This is a genomic window from Gordonia namibiensis NBRC 108229 (genome assembly GCF_000298235.1).
In the GTDB taxonomy this organism is placed as follows: Bacteria; Actinomycetota; Actinomycetes; order Mycobacteriales; family Mycobacteriaceae; genus Gordonia; species Gordonia namibiensis.
The window spans coordinates 39,007-59,744 of sequence record NZ_BAHE01000025.1; the positions used below are offsets into that span (position 1 = coordinate 39,007).

Below are 20,738 nucleotides of genomic sequence, written 5' to 3' on the forward strand. Positions count from 1 at the left end.
CGTAGGCCTTCGCCGAGGTGTGGGCGGGGCGTCGATAGGCTGGCCGACATGAGCGATGTACTGATCAACCCGCTCGACCTGGCCGAGATGCTGCTCGGGACGCCGCCCGTGGTCCTCGACGTGCGCTGGCAGCTCGGCGACTTCGACGGTCGCGAGGCCTACCGGGAAGGCCACATCCCCGGCGCGGTGTACGTCGACCTCGACTCCGAGCTCGCTGCTCCGCCGTCCGGGGCGGTCGGTGGTCGGCACCCGCTTCCCGCGATCGAAGACCTCCAGGCCGCCGCACGGAGCTGGGGCATCAACGACGGCGTACCGGTCGTGGTCTACGACGACTCGGGCAACCTGGCCGCGGCCCGGGCGTGGTGGCTGCTGCGCTGGGCGGGCATCGCCGACGTACGCCTGCTCGACGGCGGTCTCGCCGCTTGGCGAGCCGAGGGCTTGCGCACGACCACCGGTGACGGTGGGCGGCCGCGTGCCGGAACGGTCACGCTGACCGGCGGGAACCTCCCGGTCGCGACGATCGACGACGTCGCGGCCGGGACTGTGACCTTGCTCGACGCCCGCGCCGGCGAGCGGTACCGCGGGGACGTCGAACCCGTCGACCCCCGCGCCGGGCACATCCCGGGCGCTCGCAGTGCCCCGACCGTGGACAACGTCGACGAGGCCGGCCGGTTCCGCTCGGCGGACGACCTGCGTCGACGCTTCGCCGACGTCGGCGTCGTCCCCGGGGACGGTCGCGAGGTGGTCGTCTACTGCGGGTCCGGGATCAACGCGGCGCACGAGATCGCGGCACTCGCGATCGTCGGCGTCGACGCGACGCTGTTTCCCGGGTCGTTCTCCCAGTGGTCGTCGGACCCGGACCGGCCGGTGGCGCTGGGCGACCGGCCCTGACCGTCACTTCAGGTGCGGGCAGGGCGGGTTCTCGGCGAGACCGCACATGTTCTGGTGCAGGTAACTCGGCACGTCGGTGGGTGCAACGTCGGCGTGCATGTTGACCAGGTTGAAGCCGAGGAAGAACACCGCGAGGATCACGTTCATCACCGCCGAGAACGCGAGGATGCGTACGACCGCGACGTCGCGGGTGATCTGGAGCCGCTCGATGCCGGCGTCGGTGATCAACTGGTCCCCGTTGCGGCGGAAGAGGTAGAAGCTCATCGAGGCCACCATCACGACCGAGCCGAAGAAGACGCCCTCGTAGAGCGGGAACTGGTTGAGCGTGCCGGTGAAGATGGACCAGGTGTCGTTGACCCGCAAGTACGACCACAGGCCCTGACGCTGCAGGAACTGTTCGGAGGCGGTGTCGAGGACGAGGAAGATCAGCAGCAACGCGATGATGATGCCGGCCTTGTTGAGTCGGGGCCATCGCGCCCGCGCGGACTTCACCAGCTTGTCGATGCCGACGACGGCCAGCGGGAGGAACAGCATGTAGTCGGCGAGTTCGTACAGGATCGGCGCCGGGGTCTCGGGACCCTTGGCCACCCACCCCGGTACGAACTCACCCCACGTGCCCATGTTGAGAAATGCCGAGTTGTAGGAGAACACCGGCACCACGGCGTTGACGCCGACGTCCTGCCAGCAGGTGAGCAGCCAGCCCATCATGAAGACGCCCAGGGTGGGGAACTTCCCGTCCTTGCGGGTGCGGTGCACCAGCCAGATGATCGACGCGATCACGCCGACGATGCAGATGACCTCCGACGCCCGGATGATGACCAGCGTGTGGGTGGGCACCGCGTCGGGGCCCGTGGGGATCGGGGAGAACGAGTCGGAGAAGATCCAGCGGATGTAGACGTAGGCCTGGATCGCGACGAAGACCGCGCCCAGGCGAGCGAGCCACACGATCGGTGGCGACTCCTTGGCCGCGGTGACCGTTCCCGTGTCATCGGGTGAGGACTGCCCGATCGAACCCGAATCGGGCTTTTCCCCAAGTGAACTCGACATCAGATATTCAGTCCTCCCGATGACCGTCGGCCGGTCTCATTCGATGCGGATCGCACTCTGCGGACAGTTGGCGACCGCCTCTTCGGCGGCGGATTCCTGGTCGTCCCCGATGCTCTCGGCGAGCGGGAAGCTCACCCCGTCGTCGTCGAGATCGAACAGATCCGGCGCGACGGCGATGCAGCGACCGTGCCCGCCGCACTTCGCGTGGTCGACGACCACTCTCATCGTGCTGCCGCCCATTGGATCGTCTTGTGTTGCAGGTACTCAGACAGTCCATGTGCGCCGAACTCGCGCCCGATGCCGCTGTGCTTGTACCCGCCGAACGGTCCGTCGGGCATCAAACCTCCTCCGCCGCCGTTGACGACGACCATCCCGGTGCGGAGTTTTCGCGCAATGCCATGTGCGCGTACAGGGTCGGCCGACCAGACACCACCGGAGAGTCCGTACGGACTGTCGTTGGCGATCTGGACGGCCTCGGCATCGTCGGTGAAGGGGATGATCACACCGACGGGGCCGAAGATCTCGCTCTGGGCGATCCTCATGCGGTTGTCCACGCCCACGAAGAGGGTGGGTTCGACGAAGAATCCCTTGTCCAAACCCGCGGGTCGTCCACCGCCGTAAGCGATCTGGGCGCCCTCCTGCTGTCCGACGCGGATCAGCTCCTCCACGCGGGCGCGCTGGACCTCGCGGATCAGCGGACCCATCACGACGTTGGAGTCGGCTGGGTCACCCACCGGTACGTAGTCGAGGGCCATCTTGATGCGGCCGACGAGTTCGTCGTGCAGCGACTCGTGCACCAGGATGCGGGTCATCAGCGCGCAGCCCTGACCGGCATGGGTGATGAAACCGCCGAGCACGCTCTGCATCACCTGGTCGAGGTCGGTGTCGTCGGTGAGGATGTTCGCCGACTTGCCGCCGAGTTCGAGAACCACCTTCTTCAGCGACTGTGCGCCCTGCCCATACACTTTCGTGCCCACGGCGTCGCTGCCGGTGAAGCTGATGATGTCGACGCCGGGGTGGGTGGTCAAGGCCTCACCGGCTTCGACGTCGCCCGTGATGATGTTCAGTACCCCCGGCGGCAACCCCGCGGCCTCGGCGATCTCGCCGACCACCAGGGCTTCGAACGGCGTGTACGGCGAGCACTTGAGAATCACGGTGCAGCCTGCGGCCAGCGCCGGCGCGACCTTGCAGAGGTTGAGGAACAGCGGGAAGTTGAACGGAGTGATGAGGGCCGCGACGCCGAACGGTTCGCGGACCACGACGCCCTGACCGATGCCGTTACCGATGACGGGCGGCAGTGCGGTCTCGAACTCGAAGGCGGGCAGCACCCGGTCGACGAGATCGAAGAAGTGGTCGATGGGGGTGCCGACCTGCAAGTATTCGGCGAGGGCGCGCGTCGACCCCGCTTCGGCGATGGACAGGTCCACCAGCTCGGCGCGCCGGTCCTCGAACCCTTCGGCCATCCGCCGCAACACAGCGGCGCGCTCTCGCACCGACATCTGCGGCCACGGTCCCTCGTCGAAGGCCGATCGTGCGGCGCCCACCGCATCTTCGACATCGGCGACGGTCGCCTGCGGTACCGTTCCGATCACCGCTTCGGTGGCGGGATTGATGACGGTGATCGTCTCGTCGCCGCGGCCGTCGACCCACTTGCCGTTGATGAACAGCTGACCGGTACGAGTGCTCTGACCTGATGCGTCCGACATCCCGTCGGCACCTCCCTTGCGTCCCGAGGGGATCACTAGATGAGTTAGATGATTCAACCGTACAATGGGTATGTTCATTTGCATGTCGGTTTGGTCAAAACGGAGGCCCGGCACGGCCGGGTGCTAGGCTGAATCCCGCTCGGCAGTTGCCGGCTTCGAAGAAGGTGTGGGAATTGGCCAACAACTCGTTCGACGAGAACGGATTGCCCCAGCGCATTCAGGTCCCGAAGACCGCTGAACTCATCGCTCAACAGATTCGCGGTCAGATAGTGCGTGGAGTGTTGAAGCCGGGCGACATGTTGCCGCCGGAAACAGTACTGGGACAACGGTTCGACGTCTCCCGACCCACACTGCGTGAGGCCTTCCGCATCCTGGAGAACGAATCCCTCATCGTCGTCCGTCGTGGTTCGCGCGGTGGCGTGCAGGTGGTTTCGCCCGATGTCTCGGTTGCCGCGCGCTACTTCGGCCTGCTGCTGCAGATCCAGAACACGACGCTCTCCGACCTGTACGAGGCCCGGATGGTCCTCGAGCCCGCAGCCGTGCGGATGCTGGCAGCGCGCCGGACCGACGACGACATCAAAGCACTCGTCGAGGTCATCGACGAACTGGCCGACCGCGTCGATGCCGGCGTCGAGTCCGCCGATCTCGACACCTGGTCGACAACGGCGTTCAGATTCCACGACCTCATCCTCGAGCGCGCGGGCAATCAGACCATCGGCCTCCTCGGGCGCGTCCTCGCCGACGTGGTGGCCACGCACATGTCGCGCGTGGTGTCCCGGACGACGGACACCGACGAGGTCGCGACCCAGTTCAAGAAGACGATCCGGGCCTTCCGCAAGCTGGTCACGCTGGTCGAGGCGGGTGACGCCGACGGCGCCGAGGCGCATTGGCGGCGGCACATGACCTCGGTCGCCAAGAAGATGCTGTGGGGTCGTTTCGCCACCGAATCCGTGGTCGACCTCTTCAACTGACATTTGGGTTTCCTGCTTGGAAGTGCGCCCGTTGTTGCTCGAATGGTGTAACTGATTGTACTGAATCATCTACGATGAGCGGTGCGCGGCTCGAAGCTGCGCACTGACGGTGACCTCACGTGGATTGGCGGGAAACATGGGTGTCGGCCTTCTCCTGGACATGGTGGAGTCCGGGCTCGGCGATCGTGTCGCACTGGGTGACCGTGCCTCGGGTCTGACCCACGCCGACGTGGTCGCCACCGCGCGTGGCGGCGCCTCGGTCATCACCGGGTACGAGCCCTCCGAAGTGATCTATCTCGGCCGCAACGGCCCCGGTTATCCCCAGGTCTTCTTCGCCGCAGCCTTCGCCGGGGTGCCCTTCGTCCCGGTGAACTACCGGCTGGGCGACGAGGTGCTCGGCGAACTGATCGACGACTTCGATCACCCGCTGATCGTCGTAGAAGAGCGCTACCGCGACCGGATCGCCACACGTGAACCGGTGATCGGTCTCGACGAGTTCCTTCACACGTCGCGCGAATCGGAAACGTTGCCGCCCATCGATGTTCCCGACGAGGCCCCCGCTGTCCTCCTGCACACGAGCGGCACCACGTCGAAGCCGAAGGTGGTCCCGCTCCGGCACGAGAACCTCCAGGCCTATGTCTTCGCGACCGTCGACTTCGCCGGGGCCGGCGAGGACGAGGCGGCGCTCATCACGGTGCCGCCGTACCACGTGGCGGCGGTGGGGGCGACGCTCACCAACTTCTACGGCGGACGCCGCGTCGTGCACCTGCCCGACTTCGATGCGCGCGAATGGCTCGAACTCGTGGCGCGCGAGTCGATTTCGTCGGCAACCGTGGTCCCGACCATGCTCGCCCGCATCGTCGACGCCCTCGACGGCGACCTCGCCGAGACGCCGGCGCTGCGCCTGATCTCCTACGGCGGTGCGCGACTACCGCTCCCGGTTCTCGAACGTGCGATGCAGGCGTTCCCCGACGCCGGCTTCTGTAACGCGTACGGACTCACGGAGACGAGTTCGACTCTTGCACTTCTCGGTCCGGACGACCACGCACAGGCCGTCGCCTCCGATGACCCGCTGATCCGACGCCGCCTCGAGAGCGTGGGACGTCCGGTGCCGGGGATGGAGATCGAGATCCGCGATGCCGACGGCCGGCCGGTCGGTCCGGGTGACGTCGGGTCACTGTTCGTCCGCGGTGCGCAGGTCTCGGGGTCCTACCTCGGGAAAGGGTCGGTGCTCGACGCGCAGGGCTGGTTCCCGACCAACGACCAGGCCTGGGTCGACGACGAGGGATACCTCTTCATCGCGGGCCGCGCCGACGACACCATCATCCGGGGCGGCGAGAACATCGGGCCGGCCGAGATCGAGGATGTGCTCCTGACCCACCCGGCCGTGCGCGAGACGGCGGTGATCGGTCTGCCCGACGAGGAGTGGGGGCAGCGGCTGGTGGCGGTCATCGTGGCCGATCCGCAGGCGGGGATCTCCGAGGAGGAAGTCCGGTCCCATGTCCGCGCCCGGCTTCGGGGTTCCCGGACACCGGATGAGGTGATCTGGGTCGACGAGTTGCCACAGACCGCCACCGGGAAGGTGTTGCGTCGCCAGCTGGTGGCGCAATTCGAACGAGCACAGGAGAAGTCATGACGCTCAAGCCAGGAGCCCGACTCCGCAGCCAGGTCTGCGACACAGAGATCATCGTCGTGAGTCCGCCCGCGGGCGACGTCGACCTCACCTGCGGCGGCGCCCCTGTGGTCCCGATCGGCGAGGACGTCTCGGTTGGCACCATCGCCACCGGTCTCGACGGCGGTAACCAACTGGGCAAGCGGTACACCTCCGTGGATGCGCCGGGACTGGAGGTGCTCGTCACCAAGGCCGGGGCGGGAACGCTCGCCATCGGGACATCGCCGCTCGTCCTCAAGGACGCCAAGCCGTTGCCGGCGAGCGACTAGGGGAGCGAAGGACGCCGTGCGGCGGGGCGCGGAGCGTCAGCCCAGCACGCCCCGCTCGCGGTGGTCGCTGATCTGCTCGGGGTCGAGTCCGGCCTCCAGCAGGATCTCCTCGGTGTGCTGGCCGAGCTTCGGTGCCGGGCGTCGCGGCGCCGTGGGATGTTCGTCGAAGTGGTACGGCGGCGCGACGACACGGAAGTTCGAGCCGTCCTCGGTGGGCACCTCGGGCAGGAAGCCGTTGTCGAGGACCTGCTTGTCGTCGTGGAGCTCGGCGACGGTCGCGGCCGCGGCCCACACGCCGGAGAACTCGGCGAGGATGTGCCGCCACTCGTCGAGTGTCCTCTCGGCGAAAGCCTTGTCGAGCTCGGCGATACAGTCGTGCCGGTTGGTGTAGCGGCCCATGTCATCGGCGAAGCGTTCGTCGACGATCAGGTCGACACGGTCGATGAGGGCGCACAACTCACCCCAGAAGCGTTGAGCCTGCAGGCAGACCAGGTTGATCCAGCGGTCGTCCTTGGTGCGGTACGCGTTGACGATCGGATTGGGTGCGTCCGTCCGATCCTGGCGCGGGATCTCCCCGATGTAGGGGGCCGCGGTCAGGTCGGGGCTCAGCGGCCACATACCTGTGTTCAGCAGTGAGACGTCGACGACGCCGCCCTTGCCGATGCGCTCGCGACGGAACAGTGCCATGCCCACGGCCCCGGCGATGGCGGAGGACCCCTGGAGGTCGTAGTAGGCGGCCGGTTGCATCGTCGGGCGGTCGGCACCCGGAGGTGTCAGTTTGTGCATGGTGCCGCCGGCGGACCACGCTGCCGCCGCGTCGAATCCGCCGACATTCACCTTGTCGCCCTTGGAGCCCCAGCCGGTTCCCCGGACGTAGACCAGCTTCGGGTTGACGGCGAGGAGGTCGTCGACATCGACCCGGAGCTTGGTCCGCTGGGCGGGGAGGTAGCTGGTGAGGACGACATCGGCCTTCTCGACCAGCTTGAGGAGGAGGTCGTGGCCGTCTGCTGTGGTGAGATCGAGTGTGATGCTGCGCTTTCCGCGGTTGGGCACCTCGAGGAAGGGGTTGGGCGCACCCTCCTTGCGGTTGAGCGCGTTCTGCAGATTCCGTTGGGGGTCGCCGGTCGGGGGTTCGACCTTGATCACGTCGGCGCCGAGATCGGCGAGGATGGCACCTGCTCCGGGAACGAAGGTCCACGCGGCGATCTCGACGACGCGTACTCCGTCGAAAGGTGCTGTGATCGATGAGTTCTCGCTGGTTGTCATGGTCACGCCTCCTCGGTGGGGGTGCTGGTGGCGCGCAGGGCGTTCATCATCTTGATCCAGTGTGAACGCTTCCAGCCGTCCTGGTCCTCACCCCAGCCGATCTCGCCGTCGAACTCCCAGCGCATCAATGCGTTGCTGCCGAGCCCGCCCTCGCACATGTGGCTCACCGAGAACCCCTCGGCGTACATGGTGCGGTCGGTCAGGTCGGTGAGGTCGACCTGCATGTGGGCACTCCACCCGGTCTGCGGGTCGCGGAAGTTGCGCATCCGCGACCGAGTCTTGTCGAGGCGCTCGAATCTCCCGTCGCGGAGCAGCCAGCCGTGGTTGAGCGGCGACCAGCCCTCGGCGTCGCCGTCCTGTGGGCGGACGAAACCGAGAAAACCGGTCTCCGGACCGGAGTGGCCGAAGATGTACTGGATTCGGCCGCGGCCTCGTTCGCGTTCGATCTCCCGCCACCGCGGGCCGCCGGGGTGCAGGACCTTGTACTCGCCGCGGAGATACTCGGGCTTCTTGGATTGCATGTGGTGCCCACCGCGGGGTCCCCAGGTGCGGTCCCGGATGGAGTACGAGTCGATCGGGATCGACTCACCGCGTAGGACGAGTTCCCCCACCTGGTGACCGAGCTGGTCGAGGTGCGGACTGTACATCGCCGGCGGCTCACCCGGGGTGAAGCGCCGGGGCGGGTGAACGGCGGTGTGCTCGAACGAGATCGAGAAGTCGTTCGCCGGGTCGGAGTAGGAGATCTGGTAGCGCGTCAGTGGTTCGATCATCTTCACGGAGAAGCCACCGTGCGGGAAGGTGATGTCCCGCAGATCAGGGTTCTCCGGCATCGGCTTGTCGGTCGCGTTGCGGTAGTAGGCGATGCGACCGACGTCGGCGCCGCTGGGATCCCAGACGAAGACGCGCCAGGTCACCGTGCCGCGGTTGACGTCATACCGGGCATGCAGCCATCCGCCGATGTGCCGGGCGGGGACGTTGAAGGACCACCAGTTCGTCTCCACCCAGTACGGGTCGTCGGTGGGTGGCACGTGGTACGTGTCATCCGCCGGTGTGAACGGAGTGTCCGCGGTGATCTCGCCGGCGTTTTCGTCAACAGTCACACCTCGGACGCTAGCATAGGGTTAACTTATTTAGTGAGGATTCTCATCCCTTAAAACAGGTAACTCATTGATCTGATGCCCTTGTGGACCCCTGATTCGGCGTGCCACGATGGGATCCGTGGCTCAGCGTGTCGTCCCGCGCTGCCAGTAGTCCGATGGGCCCGGAGGAACTCGGGCGAAACGCGAGGAGATGCAATGCCGCTGCAGGACCACATGCAATTGATCTCGACCGACGACCACCTGATCGAACGCCCCGGATTGTGGACCGACCGTCTGCCTCGGAAGTTCCTGGAAGCCGGCCCCAACATCATCGAGAAGGAACTGCGGCCCGGTCGGCCACCGGCGCAGGTCTGGCGCTACGAGGACCGGATCTACCCCTACATCGGACTCAACGCGGTCGCGGGCAAGAAGCCGGAGGAGTACGGTGCCGAGCCCGTTCGCTACGACGACATGCTGCCGGGCTGCTACGACCCCAAGGCGCGGCTCGCGGACATGGACGTCGACGGCGTCCATGCGGCACTGTGCTTCCCGTCGTTCCCCCGTTTTGCGGGCACGGTATTCCTCGAGGGCGAGGACAAGGACCTCGCCCACGCCTGCGTGCAGGCCTGGAACGACTACCTGCTCGACGAGTGGTGCCCGACGGCGCCGGACCGGTACATCCCGATGGTGATCCTGCCCCTGTGGGACACCGAACTCGCGATCGCCGAGATCCATCGCACCGCCCAGAAGGGCTCGCGCGCCATCGCTTTCGTGGAGAACCCGGTCCCGCTGGGACTGCCCTCCTTTCACACCGACCACTGGGACGGTGTCTTCTCGGCCTGCGAGGAGACCGGGCAGGTCCTGTCGATCCATTTCGGGACGTCGGGCAAGCCACCGATCACCGCACCCGAGGCGCCGATGGCGGTGATGATCGCGCTGTTCGGCTGCAATTCGATGTACGCAACCGCCGACCTGCTGTTCTCCCCGGTGTTCCACAAGCATCCCGAGCTCAGGTTCGCACTGAGTGAGGGTGGCATCGGCTGGGTGCCCTACATGCTCGAACGCATCGATCTCACCTGGGAGAAGCACCGCTACTACCAGAACATCAACCAGACGGTCCGGCCGTCGGATCTGTTCCGCGAACACATCTTCGGGTGCTTCATCGAGGACCAGCACGGCATCGACAACCGGCACGCGGTCGGCATCGACAACATCACCTGGGAATGCGACTATCCGCATTCCGACTCCAACTGGCCGAACAGTCGCAAGGTGGTGGCCGAGTCCATGCGCAACGTGCCGGACGAGGAGGTTCACAAGATGGTGGAACTCAACGCCCGCAAGCTGTTCAACTTCCCGCGGACCGAGGGCTGAGGCCATGGGCGACCGGCAGGAACCCGAACTCGTCGAACAGATCCCGGCGGCCGACTGGACCGACCAGGACCTCCTGACCCGTGACGGCGCCGGCCTGCTGCTCGACGACGAGATCGCGGCCGAACGTGCGCGCGTCGAGGAGTCGACGAGCTCCGGTGACGACGCCGCCGTTGCGGAGGGGAAGCGAAGACTCAACCGGCTCATCGAGATCCGACGATCGCTCACCACCGAACGAGGTAACCCATGACGCTGACCGATCCCGGTTTCGGTGTCCTGACGGACGAGAAGATCGAGCGCAGCCGCCTGCGGAACGGTGTGCCCGAACGAATTCCGCACGCGCCGCACAATTACGAGGTGACCTGGGACGGCGTGCGACACTTCGCGCAGGCCTACGGCGACGACAACCCGCTGTTCTGCGACCCCGACTATGGTCCGACGACCCGCTGGGGTGGGATGATCGCGCCGCCGGCCTTTCACTACACGATGGGAGAGGACGCCGCACCGAAGCCCGACGCCGAGACCAAGGCGTTGTTCCGCGGCGATCCCTTCGCCGGGTTGGGGTCGTACCAGGCGGTCATGGAGTTCGAGTGGTGGCGGCCGCTGCATCTCGGAGATCGGCTGCACTGCCTGCGTTCCCAGGTGGGAGTGGTGCCGAAGACGAGTGAGTTCGGCGGCCGTTCGGCGCACGTGACCCGGGCGTTCATCTACGACAACGCGCAGGGCGAACCCTGCGTGATCCGCCGCGGGACGTGGATCAACGCAGAACGCACGGCTTCGAAGAAGCGGAAGAAGGAAGTCCTCGAACCCGAGCCGTACACGCCCGAACAACTCGCCGAGATCGATGCGGCGTACGAGGCCGAGGAGTGTCGGGGTGCGGAACCGAGGTACTGGGAGGACGTCGAGGTCGGCGATTCGCTGCCGATGAAGGTGAAGGGGCCGCTGGTCACGACCGACGTCGTCGTGTGGCACGTCGGTTGGGGTATGCAGCTGACACCAAACGGCGCCTTCGGGCACGCCTACAAGATCCGTAAGAAGGCTCCCGGCCTGTATCCGCCGAACGCGCTCAACATCCCCGACACCGTCCAGCGTCTGCACTGGGAACCCGAACGCGCACGCGAACTGGGCATCCCGACGTCATACGACTACGGCGCCATGCGGGAGACCTGGCTGACGCACCTGCTCACCGACTGGATCGGTGACGACGGTTGGCTGTGGAAGCTGTCGGTCCAGCACCGCGGCTTCAACTACATGGGCGACACGACGTGGCTCAAGGGACAGGTCGTCGACAAGCGGCAGGTCGACGGACGCAACGAGGTCGATATCGAACTCTGGTGCGAGAACCAGCGCGGCGCCATCACCTCGCCGGCCACCGCGGTCGTCCTGCTGCCCACCCGCTCGGCCTCCGTCGAGCTGCCCGACCCGCCGGCCGACAGCCGTGACGGCATCCTGCGATACGAGATGGACCGGATCGCCGACCCCGGTCTCTGAGGCCTTCACGGCAAAACGCGCCCTCCGCTCCTGAGCAGCGTCCGGAGCTTGCGGAGGACGCGTGACGAAGGGTGAGCCGAACTCGCCAGCCCTTCGTGGCTCGTCGCTGCGCTCCTCGCACCTCAGGGAGCGGTGGCGGTCGCGCGTGTGGTCATTGCACTCCAGGGCGTGCGGTTGGGTCGTCGTTTCTCGACCAAGCGCGAAAACTCGTCCCCCTCAGGGGTGCTCGAGGGCATATTGCCCTCCAAGGTCTCTCACGGGGACGAGAATTCTTTTGGCGCGCAGTCCGAGCGGTGCGGCGGTTGGCGAGGAGATGTAACCAGCTCCTCGCACCTCAGGGGGTGAGGGCAGCTCGTCGACTTCGATACGCTCCTTCGTCGCTACTCAGCCCGGCGGCTATCGTTCCTCGCACCTCAGTGGACGAGGTGATCAGCTGGCGTGACCGTTGCGGTCGCCCGTGCGAGAACCGTTGCGCTTCTCGCGGTTTCGGAACAGGGACTCCTGGGCGAGGTTGGCGAGCAGCACCTCGTCCTCGTCGTAGATGCGGCCGGTGTACATGCCGCGGCCCCCGGAGGTGGACTCGGGAGCCAGATCCATCAGCATCCACCGGTTGGCGTCGCACTGCCGGTGCATCCACACGGTGTGGTCGATGCTGGGCAGGATGCCCACCTCTTTGACCATCGGGGCCTTCGACAGTCCGGTGCACATGTCGGAGATGAACACCAGGCCGCAGGTGTGGAGGTTCGGGTCGGGGTCGGTCGGGTCCGGGTCAAGGGGTTCGGTGATGCGAATCCACAGACGCGTCGGCCAGCGGTGGTACTGGTCGGCGTCATCGGGGATGCGGACGTCGAGGTCGAGCATGCGCGGGTCCTGGGGGACCGTGACCAGTTGTGCAGGAGGCACCGTGGCCGGCATGGCGTCGGCCTGATAGTCGGCGCCCGACTGCTCGCGTTGGAAGGACGCAGCGAGATGCAGGATGTCGACGCCGTCCTGGCTGGCGACGACTTGTCGTACGGAGTACCGGCCGCCGTCGCGTTCGCGGGTGACCGTGAACGTGATGGGCTTCGTCGCGTCGCCGGGGACCAGGAAGTAACAGTGCATCGAGTGGGCCAGGCGATGGTCGGGGAGGGTGAGCGAGGCGGCACGCAACCCCTGCGCGGTGAGGCGACCGCCGTAGAGCCCTCGCGGGTCGTCGGCGCTGGCCGGAGCCGCGATGAACACGTCGTTGCCCACATCCGTGAGGTCGAGGGCCTGCGCGACGGTCGAGGCGATCTCGCCGGTGTGCATTCTCGGTGATCGACGGTCTCCCGGATCGATGCCGACGTCGTCGGTCGCGCGCGCGTTGCGTGTGGTCATGATCCCTTGCTCTCTGCTGTCCCTGCCGCGCCTGTCCCCGTCTCGTTTGTCCCTGTCGGGAGGGTCAGAGGGGAACAGCCTTGGCGATCGCGCCCGCGTCGACCTTGAGCTGGGAGCCGGTGACATAGCGGGACTCGTCCGAGGCCAGGTACACCACCGCGTTGCTGACGTCGAGCGGGTCGACCCACGGCACCGGGATGGCGTTCATCACCGGGAAGGACAGAGACGCATCGTCCTTGGTGGGGGACTCCAGGTCAGGACGGAACATCCGGTACATCGCGTCGTTCTGCAGCATGTCGGTGTCGCAGTTGGCCGGATGTACCGCGTTGACGCGGATACCCCGCGGCGCGACGAGGATCGAGAAGTCGTGCACGAGTTGAGCGATGGCTCGTTTAGAGTAGCCGTAACCGGCGCCGCCGGGGCCGGTCGCCGGGTTGTCGACGGAGCCCGGGACGAGTCCGGCGACCGAACCGATGCCGATCAGCGAGGCCCCGTCGCCCAAGTGTGGATAGGCGGCGTTGAAGGTGTTGATCAGACCGACGAGGTTGACGTCGACGACGTCGAGGAAGGTGTTCGGCGGTGTCTGGCCGAGCGGGCACACACCGGCGTTGGCCACGACGATGTCGAGATGACCGAACGCCTCGATACCCGCGGCAACCGCCTCGTCGAGTGCGGCGCGGTCGCGGACATCGGCTGCGCGCGTGACGATCGACTGCCCGGTCTTCTCGACCAGACGTACTGTCTCGTCGAGGTCTTCCTGCGACGCGAGCGGATAGGTCATGTTCTCCACCGGGCGGGGAAGGTCGACGCCGATGATGTCGGCTCCTTCCTCGGCGAGTCGCACTGCGTGGCTTCGACCTTGACCGCGCGCCACACCGGTGACGAAAACTACTTTTCCTGCGAGTCGAGCTGACATGGTGGCTCCTGCCTGCCGATCAAAAGGTTAACTCTTTTGATTCATTAGACACCATGTCAGCCGACCGCAGTGGTGTTTCGGTTGAAGTTCGGTTCAGGCGGCGGATCGTTCCAGCACGTGAATGCCGCAGGCCGAACCGAGGCCGATGACGTGCGCCAAACCGACTCGTGCACCCTCGATCTGGCGATCGCCGGCCTCGCCGCGCAGGTGATGGCAGACCTCCCACACGTTGGCGATGCCGGTGGCCGATATCGGGTGTCCCTTCGATTCCAGGCCGCCGGAGACGTTGACCGGCGTCGTGCCGGTGCGCCACGTCGCACCGCTCTCGAAGAAGTCGACCGCATTGCCGGGCTCGCACAGGCCGAGGTTGTCGTAATGGACGAGTTCGGCGGTGGCGAAACAGTCGTGCAGCTCGACCAGATCCAGATCCGACGGCCCGATGCCCGCCAGCTCGTAGGCTCTCTGAGCAGCGTTACGGGTGAGTGTGTTGACATCGGGCAACACCTGGCAGGCTTCCTGCCAGGGGTCGGAGGTCAGGACCGAGGCCGAGATCTTTACTGCGCGGCGTCGTTGTTCGAGCGACAGCTTCGACAGCTCACTGTCGCTGACCAGCACGGCGGCGGCTGCGCCGTCGCAGTTCGCCGAACACATCGACCGCGTGTTCGGGTAGGCGATCATGACGTCGTTCTTGATCTGCTCGGCCGACATCGACTTGGTGTAGGCCGCAAGCGGATTGAGCGTCGAATGCTCATGGTTCTTCTCCGCGATGCGGGCGAACAGGTCGAGCGGAACGCCGGAGTAGTCGACCTCGTGTAGGTATTCCATGCCGACCTGCGCGAAGACGCCGGGCATCGCTTCGGTGCCGACGCGTCCGTCGAGGCCGGTCACCGCGCCGAACCGGCCCTGGGGTGTCCACTCGTTGCCGGTCGACGGTTTGCCCCGACCGCCCAGGAGCCCCGCGCCGGCGAGTTTCTCGACACCGACCGCAAGCGCGTAGCGGGCCTCACCGGCCTTGATGGCCATCACCGCGGTGCGCAGCGCGGTGGCCCCGGTCGCGCACGCGTTGCTGACGTTGTACACGGGGATGCCGGTCTGGCCGATCTGCTTCTGCAGCGCCTGACCGAAGCCCGGCGGTGCCATGAGGTTGCCGGCCGCCAGCATGTCGATGTCCGACATGGTGATCCCGGCGTCGGCGATCGCGGCAAGCGATGCCTCGGCGCCCAGATCGACCACGTCGCGATCGAGGTGCTTGCCGAACTTGGTCATGTAGATACCGAGAATCCACACGTTCTCCGCCATCAGACCGCCTCCCCGTTTCCGGACGTATCCGGTTCGAATCCGAAACCGATTGCCTCCACGCCGTTGTCGTCGGTACCGACGACATATGTCGCCAGACGCAGCGGCATGCCCAAGGTGATGTTCTCGGGCGTCGGATCGGTGTTGATGACGTTGCCGCGCACGTGCGTTCCGCCGCAGTCGATCACGCCGGCGACGAATGGCACCTGCACACCGGGTGCTGCGAAGGACACGATCGTGTAGGTGCGCAGGGTCCCCGTGGTCGGGACGTCGACATCGGTGAATTCGGTCCCGAAGCACGATGCGCAGGCGTTCCGGTGGTCGAAGTACCGCGCCGAACACTTCGTGCACTCGTGCGCGATGAGGTGGGGATGGTCGCCGAGGACGAGGTAGTCGACGATCGGTACGGCGCCCGGCGAGGCGTCGGAGGACGCCGGCGGTGCCGCGGTGGACGTGTCGGTCATGTGGAGTGGTTCCCTTTCATGGTGCTGCGCGTGTGCCGTCAGACGTGCCGGCCGCTCGCGGTCCAGAACTTCTCGCGGAGAGTGCGTTTGAGGAGCTTGCCGGTCTCGGTGCGGGGCAGGGTGTCCCGGAAGTCGACGCTGCGCGGGCATTTGTAGCGGGCGAGCCGGTCCTTGCACCATTCGATGAGTTCGGCGTCGAGGTCGTCGGTGGTGGTCACCGAATCCGCCGTCACCACCAATGCCTTGACCTGTTCGCCCCATTCGGGGTCGGGGATGCCGATGACCGCGACGTCGGCCACTGCGGGATGTGCCGACAGCACTCCCTCGATCTCGGCGGGGTAGATGTTCACCCCGCCGCTGATGATCATGTCCTTGGCCCGGTCGCAGATGAACAGGTAACCGTCGTCGTCGAGATAGCCGATGTCGCCGATGGTGAACGACCGGCCGCGGAACGCGGACTTCGTGGTCTCCGGGTCGCCGCGGTACTCGAAGGTCGAGGTCGCCGACTCCAGGTAGACGTTGCCGATCTCGCCGGCCGGGAGTTCGTTGCCGTCGTCGTCGAGGATGCGTACGGCCATGCCCGCGACCGCGCGACCGACCGTGCCCGGTTTCTCCAGCCAGCGATGGGGTTTGGCGATCGTCGCCGCGCCCTCCATGCCGCCGTAGGTCTCCCAGATCACCGGGCCCCACCACTCGAACATCTGCTTCTTGATCTCGAGCGGACACGGCGCGGCCGAGTGGGCCACGACCTTGAGGCTCGAGTGGTTGTAGCGGTTGCGCACCTCTTCAGGGAGGCGTAGCAACCGGACGAACTGGGTGGGCACCATGTAGGCCGTGGTCACCCGGTGCTCGTCGATCATCCGCAGTGTGTTCTCGGGGTCGAACTTGCCGCCGATGGCCAATGCCTGGCCGACATTCAGCGCGCCGAGGTAGAAGCCCTGGCAGCCACCGTGATTCATGCCGGTCGACACGAGGTGGACGCCGTCGAACGGCAGGAACCGGAACGCGCGACCGAAGGTGGACATCGCGTTCGCGGCCGCCGACGGTTCGAGCGCGGGGAGTGGACGCAGGACACCCTTGGGCTTCCCGGTGGTGCCCGAAGAATAGGAGATCGCACCGCCGAGGACCCGGTCCTCCGGGAGGGTGTCGGGGTGAGGGGCGACCAGTTCCTCGTACGGCAGGAACCCCGGGATGTCGCCGCCGACGGCGACCGCCAGCTCGAGCGTCCCCGTGTTGCCGACGTCGCTCATCCGATCGGCGAAATCGGGATGGACCGCCACGGCCACCGCTCCGGAGTGTTCGAGGATGTCGGTGAACTCGGCCGCCGACAGCGCGGGATTCAGTGCGAGATAACGTATGCCCATCTCTGCGCAGGCCAGCTGCCAGATCACCGGATCGACGTCGTTGGGCAGTGCATAGGCGACGATGTCACCGGTGCCCAACCCGTTCGCGCGTAGGGCGTGTACCAGTCGATGAGCGCTCCCGGTCAACTCGCCGAACGTCAGCGTGCGCCCGCTCGGGGAGGCGACGATCGCCGGCTGGTCGGGATGATCCTCGGCGATCCACCAGACCCCGAGCCGGCGGTCCCACGGATGTTCCACGTCTACCTCCGTCGGTCTCCGCCGCATGACGGAGTCCGAAATAGTTGTGTCATTTGTCTGTTCAGGTCACCAGGTGGTTTCGATACGGCTCGTCGCAAGCTCCTCGCCTGCTCAACCGGCGGCTGGGGGACGATCGCTCTCCGCCGGCCGAGTAGGCCCGAGGGGCTACCCGAGGTCCGTATCGAGGTCAGCGGCGTCGTCACCGATAGGTGGGTGGATCGTTCCGACGGGGCTGCGTGCGCCGGACCTCGGCGGGCTGGTTGCCGATGTGGGTGTAGGCCATACCGTTCTGCAGTGCGGCGCTGCGGGTCATGTCGAGGGATTCCCAGATGGCCCGCACGGTGCCCTGGACCGCGACCGGATTGCGGGCTGCGATCGACGCGGCGATCTCGTGGGCGCGTGACCGCAGGTTCTCGCGATCCACCACCTCGGTGACCAGGCCCAGGCGCAGGGCGGTCTCGGCCGTGATCCGCTCCTCGGTGCCCATGAGTGCCCACCGCAGGACGTCGCCGAGGGGGACGCCGCGGTTGAGCATGCCGATCGGTTCGAGGGCCGAGACGATGCCGCCGTTGGCGTGCGGGTCGAAGAACTCGGCGTCGGTGGAGGCGATGATGATGTCGGATTCGTTGAGGAAGTACTGGGCCCCGCCGGCGGCCATGCCGTGTACGGCGGCGACCACCGGCTTCCACACGCGGTGGTGGATCTTCGGCGACAGCGTGACGCCGGGATCGAAGGTGTTCCACACGTTGTCCTTGGCGAACCACGAAGTCCCGCCCTTGATGTCGGCACCGGTGGAGAAGGCGCGATCGCCGTTGGCCTGGATCACCACGGCGTGGACGTCGGCGTCGTCGCGGATCGTTTTCCAGGCCCATTCGATCTCCGCCGCCATCGTGTCGTCGAATGAATTCAGGGCCTCCGGCCGGTTGAGCGTAATGGACGCGACGTGGTCGTCGGAGACCTCGTACTCGATGGTCGTGAGGGCCCCCGGGGTCGTGGTGGTATCCGAAGCGCCGAATTCAGTGGTCACAGTGCGTCTCCCGGCCCGCCCAGACCGGCGGGCGAATTCTCGAGTGTGGCATAAATCATGTAACTCAATGTACTATCAATTGGCGTAAGCGCGAAGCTGAATGCTGGGAGCGATGCATGGGGAGTCTGGACGGCCGCGTGGCCATCATCACCGGGGCGGGGCGCGGGATCGGACGGGAGCACGCGCTTCTGTTCGCCCGGGAGGGTGCGGAGGTCGTCGTCAACGATCTCGGCGGCTCGCGTGACGGCAGTGGTGCAGACGCCTCCGCCGCGCAACAGGTGGTCGAGGAGATCCAGGCGCTCGGCGGCAAGGCGGTCGCCAATCATGACGACGTCGCCTCCTGGCAGGGGGCGGAGTCGCTGATCAACACCGCCGTCGAGTCCTTCGGTGACCTGCACGTCCTGGTCAACAACGCCGGCATTCTGCGCGACCGGACCGTCGTCAACATGTCCGAGGATGAATGGGACGCGGTCATCAACGTCCACCTCAAGGGGCATTTCGCTCCTCTGCAGCATGCCGCCGCCTATTGGCGCGGGCGCTCCAAGGTCGAACCGGGCGTCAGGCGCGCGGTCATCAACACCAGTTCCACCTCGGGTCTCTTCGGTCAGCCCGGTCAGGTCAACTACGGCGCGGCCAAGATGGGCATCGCCGCGATGACGATGATCGCCGCCGGGGAGCTCGCCCGCTACGACGTCCGCGTCAACGCCATCGCCCCCGCCGCGCTCACGCGTCTCACGGCCGGTCTGCCCGGCGTACCCGATCCGGAGAAGGGTGAGCAGGCCGGGCCGATGGATTCCGCCAACGTCTCACCGTTCGTGGGATACCTGGGAACCGAGAACTGTCCGATCACCGGACGGGTCTTCTTCGTCATGGGCAACAAGGTCAAGCTGTTCCAGCCGTGGGCGATCATCGACTCCATCGAGAAGCCCGGTGACGAGCGTTGGACGATCGCCGAGCTCGAGACCGAGGCCGCCCGACTGGCAACCGTTCCCTTCGACCTCGGGAACTGGCGGGACTGACCTGGCGGACCGCGAGGTCGGTCTTCCGCCCACAGCAGGCAACGAAAGGTGAACATCCCATGACCAGCGTCGCAACCCCGACCATGTCGGTGACCAACCTGGCCGATCCGGTGATGTACTACAACCCGTACCCGCGGTACGCCTACCTCCGTGAGAACGAGCCCGTCTCCCGACTCAAGGCCCCGATGATGGTGCGCGGCACCGGGTACATGGTGACCCGGCACGCCGATGTGCAGGCGCTGCACACCGACGAACGCTTCTCCACCGATTCGATGCGCTACGGCGGCGCGGCGCGTTTCAATTGGATGCTGCCGCAGACCCTCAAGCTGCTCAGCGAGACGATGGTCTTCAAGGACGACCCGGAGCACAAGCGTCTCCGCACGCTCGTGCACAAGGCGTTCACCCCGAAACTCGTTGCGGGGATGAGTGATCAGGTCACCGACATCGCGAATCAGCTGGCAGACGAGTTGGCCCGGAAGAAGGATGTCGACCTGGTCGACGACTATGCGGTCGAACTTCCGTTGCGGGTGATCTCCTCGATGCTCGGTGTCAACGACGCCGACCGCGCGGAGTTCCATGACCTGGTCAACAAGATGACCGAGGACTCGGGCGGTGGTCCGATCGGCATGATCCGCCGCATGCCCGTCGCCAACAAACTGCTCGAGTTCATCCAGCATCTCGCCGACGAGGCACGTTCCCACCCCGACGACAACGTGATCTCGGCGATCGTCGAGGCCCGCGAGGACGGCGATCGCCTGACCGATCGTGAAGTCCTCGGCATGATCTTCCTGCTCCTGCTGGCCGGCCACGACACGACGTCGAACCTGATCAGCAGCAGCGCACTGGCCCTGGTGCGCAACCCGGATCAGCTCGAGGCGCTCCGCGACGACGAGGCGCTGTGGCCCACCGCCATCGAGGAGTTGCTGCGGTACACGACTCCGGTGGCGTGTGCCGCTCCGCGCATCGCGATCGAGGACCTCGAGTTCGCCGGTACCCACATCCCGCGGGGCAGCCAGGTGGTCGGCATGATCATCTCCGCCAACCGCGACAAAGAGGTGTACGACGATCCGGAATCGCTGGACCTGGCGCGCTTCCCGAACAAGCACATGTCCTTCGCCTTCGGCGCCCACTACTGCCTCGGGCATCACCTGGCCCGCCTCGAAGGCCGTGTCGCCCTGCGCACCCTGATCGAGCGGTTCCCCTCCCTCGAGGTGACCGTCCCCGACACCGATCTGCGGTTCAAGGCGACACTGTCGCTGCGCGGCCTGAAGTCGTTGCCGATGCGCGTGGGTGGGTGAC

Annotated in this window: 20 protein-coding genes; 9 read left to right on the forward strand and 11 right to left on the reverse strand. The window is 66.3% G+C overall.

Annotated features, from left to right (window positions below):
• The first annotated feature begins 48 nt into the window (after positions 1 to 48).
• Positions 49 to 891: a sulfurtransferase gene (locus tag GONAM_RS14675; protein WP_006867542.1), complete on the forward strand. Its 843-nt coding sequence runs from the start codon at positions 49 to 51 to the stop codon at positions 889 to 891.
• Between the two features lie 3 nt (positions 892 to 894).
• Here GONAM_RS14675 and GONAM_RS14680 read toward each other — a convergent pair whose 3' ends face one another.
• Genes GONAM_RS14680 through GONAM_RS14690 form a run of 3 tightly spaced genes read right to left on the reverse strand, consistent with a single transcriptional unit; the run spans position 895 to position 3,644 of the window.
• On the reverse strand, positions 895 to 1,938 hold the full coding sequence (locus tag GONAM_RS14680) for a spirocyclase AveC family protein (RefSeq protein WP_006867543.1): 1,044 nt from the start codon (positions 1,936 to 1,938) through the stop codon (positions 895 to 897).
• A 36-nt stretch (positions 1,939 to 1,974) separates the two neighbouring features.
• On the reverse strand, positions 1,975 to 2,178 hold the full coding sequence (locus tag GONAM_RS14685; protein WP_006867544.1) for a ferredoxin: 204 nt from the start codon (positions 2,176 to 2,178) through the stop codon (positions 1,975 to 1,977).
• Positions 2,160 to 3,644 carry an aldehyde dehydrogenase family protein gene (locus GONAM_RS14690; RefSeq protein ID WP_006867545.1) on the reverse strand — a complete coding sequence of 495 codons (1,485 nt, stop codon included), beginning with the start codon at positions 3,642 to 3,644 and terminating at the stop codon, positions 2,160 to 2,162. The genes GONAM_RS14685 and GONAM_RS14690 overlap by 19 nt, the downstream gene beginning before the upstream one ends.
• A gap of 164 nt (positions 3,645 to 3,808) precedes the next feature.
• Here GONAM_RS14690 and GONAM_RS14695 point away from each other — a divergent pair, with 164 nt between their 5' ends.
• The 3 genes from GONAM_RS14695 (at position 3,809) to GONAM_RS14705 (ending at position 6,556) form a co-directional block, all read left to right on the forward strand.
• Positions 3,809 to 4,615, forward strand: coding sequence for a FadR/GntR family transcriptional regulator (locus tag GONAM_RS14695; RefSeq protein ID WP_157159165.1), 807 nt, complete (start codon positions 3,809 to 3,811; stop codon positions 4,613 to 4,615).
• Between the two features lie 136 nt (positions 4,616 to 4,751).
• On the forward strand, positions 4,752 to 6,251 hold the full coding sequence (locus GONAM_RS14700) for a class I adenylate-forming enzyme family protein (protein ID WP_006867547.1): 1,500 nt from the start codon (positions 4,752 to 4,754) through the stop codon (positions 6,249 to 6,251).
• Positions 6,248 to 6,556, forward strand: coding sequence for a hypothetical protein (locus GONAM_RS14705; protein ID WP_006867548.1), 309 nt, complete (start codon positions 6,248 to 6,250; stop codon positions 6,554 to 6,556). Before GONAM_RS14700 ends, GONAM_RS14705 begins: the two co-directional genes overlap by 4 nt.
• A gap of 36 nt (positions 6,557 to 6,592) precedes the next feature.
• Here GONAM_RS14705 and GONAM_RS14710 read toward each other — a convergent pair whose 3' ends face one another.
• Together GONAM_RS14710 and GONAM_RS14715 are read right to left on the reverse strand one after the other, a co-directional pair.
• Positions 6,593 to 7,822: a CaiB/BaiF CoA transferase family protein gene (locus GONAM_RS14710; RefSeq protein ID WP_006867549.1), complete on the reverse strand. Its 1,230-nt coding sequence runs from the start codon at positions 7,820 to 7,822 to the stop codon at positions 6,593 to 6,595.
• Between the two features lie 2 nt (positions 7,823 to 7,824).
• On the reverse strand, positions 7,825 to 8,922 hold the full coding sequence (locus GONAM_RS14715; protein WP_006867550.1) for a DUF7064 domain-containing protein: 1,098 nt from the start codon (positions 8,920 to 8,922) through the stop codon (positions 7,825 to 7,827).
• Positions 8,923 to 9,117: 195 nt separating this feature from the next.
• Here GONAM_RS14715 and GONAM_RS14720 point away from each other — a divergent pair, with 195 nt between their 5' ends.
• The 3 genes from GONAM_RS14720 to GONAM_RS14730 are packed head-to-tail and all read left to right on the forward strand — an operon-like array spanning position 9,118 to position 11,760.
• Positions 9,118 to 10,272 (forward strand): amidohydrolase family protein, encoded by a 1,155-nt coding sequence (locus tag GONAM_RS14720; protein WP_006867551.1) that lies wholly within the window; start codon positions 9,118 to 9,120, stop codon positions 10,270 to 10,272.
• A gap of 4 nt (positions 10,273 to 10,276) precedes the next feature.
• A complete protein-coding gene (locus tag GONAM_RS14725; protein ID WP_040536556.1) occupies positions 10,277 to 10,519 on the forward strand; it encodes a hypothetical protein in 243 nt (80 codons plus the stop codon).
• A complete protein-coding gene (locus GONAM_RS14730) occupies positions 10,516 to 11,760 on the forward strand; it encodes an FAS1-like dehydratase domain-containing protein (RefSeq protein ID WP_006867552.1) in 1,245 nt (414 codons plus the stop codon). The genes GONAM_RS14725 and GONAM_RS14730 overlap by 4 nt, the downstream gene beginning before the upstream one ends.
• Positions 11,761 to 12,189: 429 nt before the next feature.
• Here GONAM_RS14730 and GONAM_RS14735 read toward each other — a convergent pair whose 3' ends face one another.
• The 6 genes from GONAM_RS14735 to GONAM_RS14760 all read right to left on the reverse strand — a co-directional run bounded on the left by GONAM_RS14735 (position 12,190) and on the right by GONAM_RS14760 (position 18,420).
• Positions 12,190 to 13,116, reverse strand: a complete 927-nt coding sequence (locus GONAM_RS14735; protein WP_006867553.1) for an acyl-CoA thioesterase — start codon at positions 13,114 to 13,116, stop codon at positions 12,190 to 12,192.
• A gap of 64 nt (positions 13,117 to 13,180) precedes the next feature.
• Positions 13,181 to 14,032 (reverse strand): mycofactocin-coupled SDR family oxidoreductase, encoded by an 852-nt coding sequence (locus tag GONAM_RS14740; protein WP_040536559.1) that lies wholly within the window; start codon positions 14,030 to 14,032, stop codon positions 13,181 to 13,183.
• 93 nt (positions 14,033 to 14,125) lie between these two features.
• Complete coding sequence (locus tag GONAM_RS14745; RefSeq protein WP_040536562.1) at positions 14,126 to 15,331, reverse strand: thiolase family protein; 1,206 nt, start codon at positions 15,329 to 15,331, stop codon at positions 14,126 to 14,128.
• Positions 15,331 to 15,792 (reverse strand): Zn-ribbon domain-containing OB-fold protein, encoded by a 462-nt coding sequence (locus GONAM_RS14750; protein WP_006867556.1) that lies wholly within the window; start codon positions 15,790 to 15,792, stop codon positions 15,331 to 15,333. Before GONAM_RS14750 ends, GONAM_RS14745 begins: the two co-directional genes overlap by 1 nt.
• Positions 15,793 to 15,830: 38 nt before the next feature.
• On the reverse strand, positions 15,831 to 17,393 hold the full coding sequence (locus tag GONAM_RS14755; RefSeq protein WP_006867557.1) for an AMP-binding protein: 1,563 nt from the start codon (positions 17,391 to 17,393) through the stop codon (positions 15,831 to 15,833).
• A 199-nt stretch (positions 17,394 to 17,592) separates the two neighbouring features.
• A complete protein-coding gene (locus GONAM_RS14760; protein ID WP_006867558.1) occupies positions 17,593 to 18,420 on the reverse strand; it encodes an enoyl-CoA hydratase/isomerase family protein in 828 nt (275 codons plus the stop codon).
• Between the two features lie 116 nt (positions 18,421 to 18,536).
• On the opposite strand from GONAM_RS14760, the gene GONAM_RS14765 reads away from it, so the two are divergent.
• Positions 18,537 to 19,439 carry an SDR family oxidoreductase gene (locus GONAM_RS14765; RefSeq protein ID WP_006867559.1) on the forward strand — a complete coding sequence of 301 codons (903 nt, stop codon included), beginning with the start codon at positions 18,537 to 18,539 and terminating at the stop codon, positions 19,437 to 19,439.
• 59 nt (positions 19,440 to 19,498) lie between these two features.
• Positions 19,499 to 20,737, forward strand: a complete 1,239-nt coding sequence (locus tag GONAM_RS14770) for a cytochrome P450 family protein (RefSeq protein ID WP_006867561.1) — start codon at positions 19,499 to 19,501, stop codon at positions 20,735 to 20,737.
• Position 20,738 lies beyond the last annotated feature (1 nt).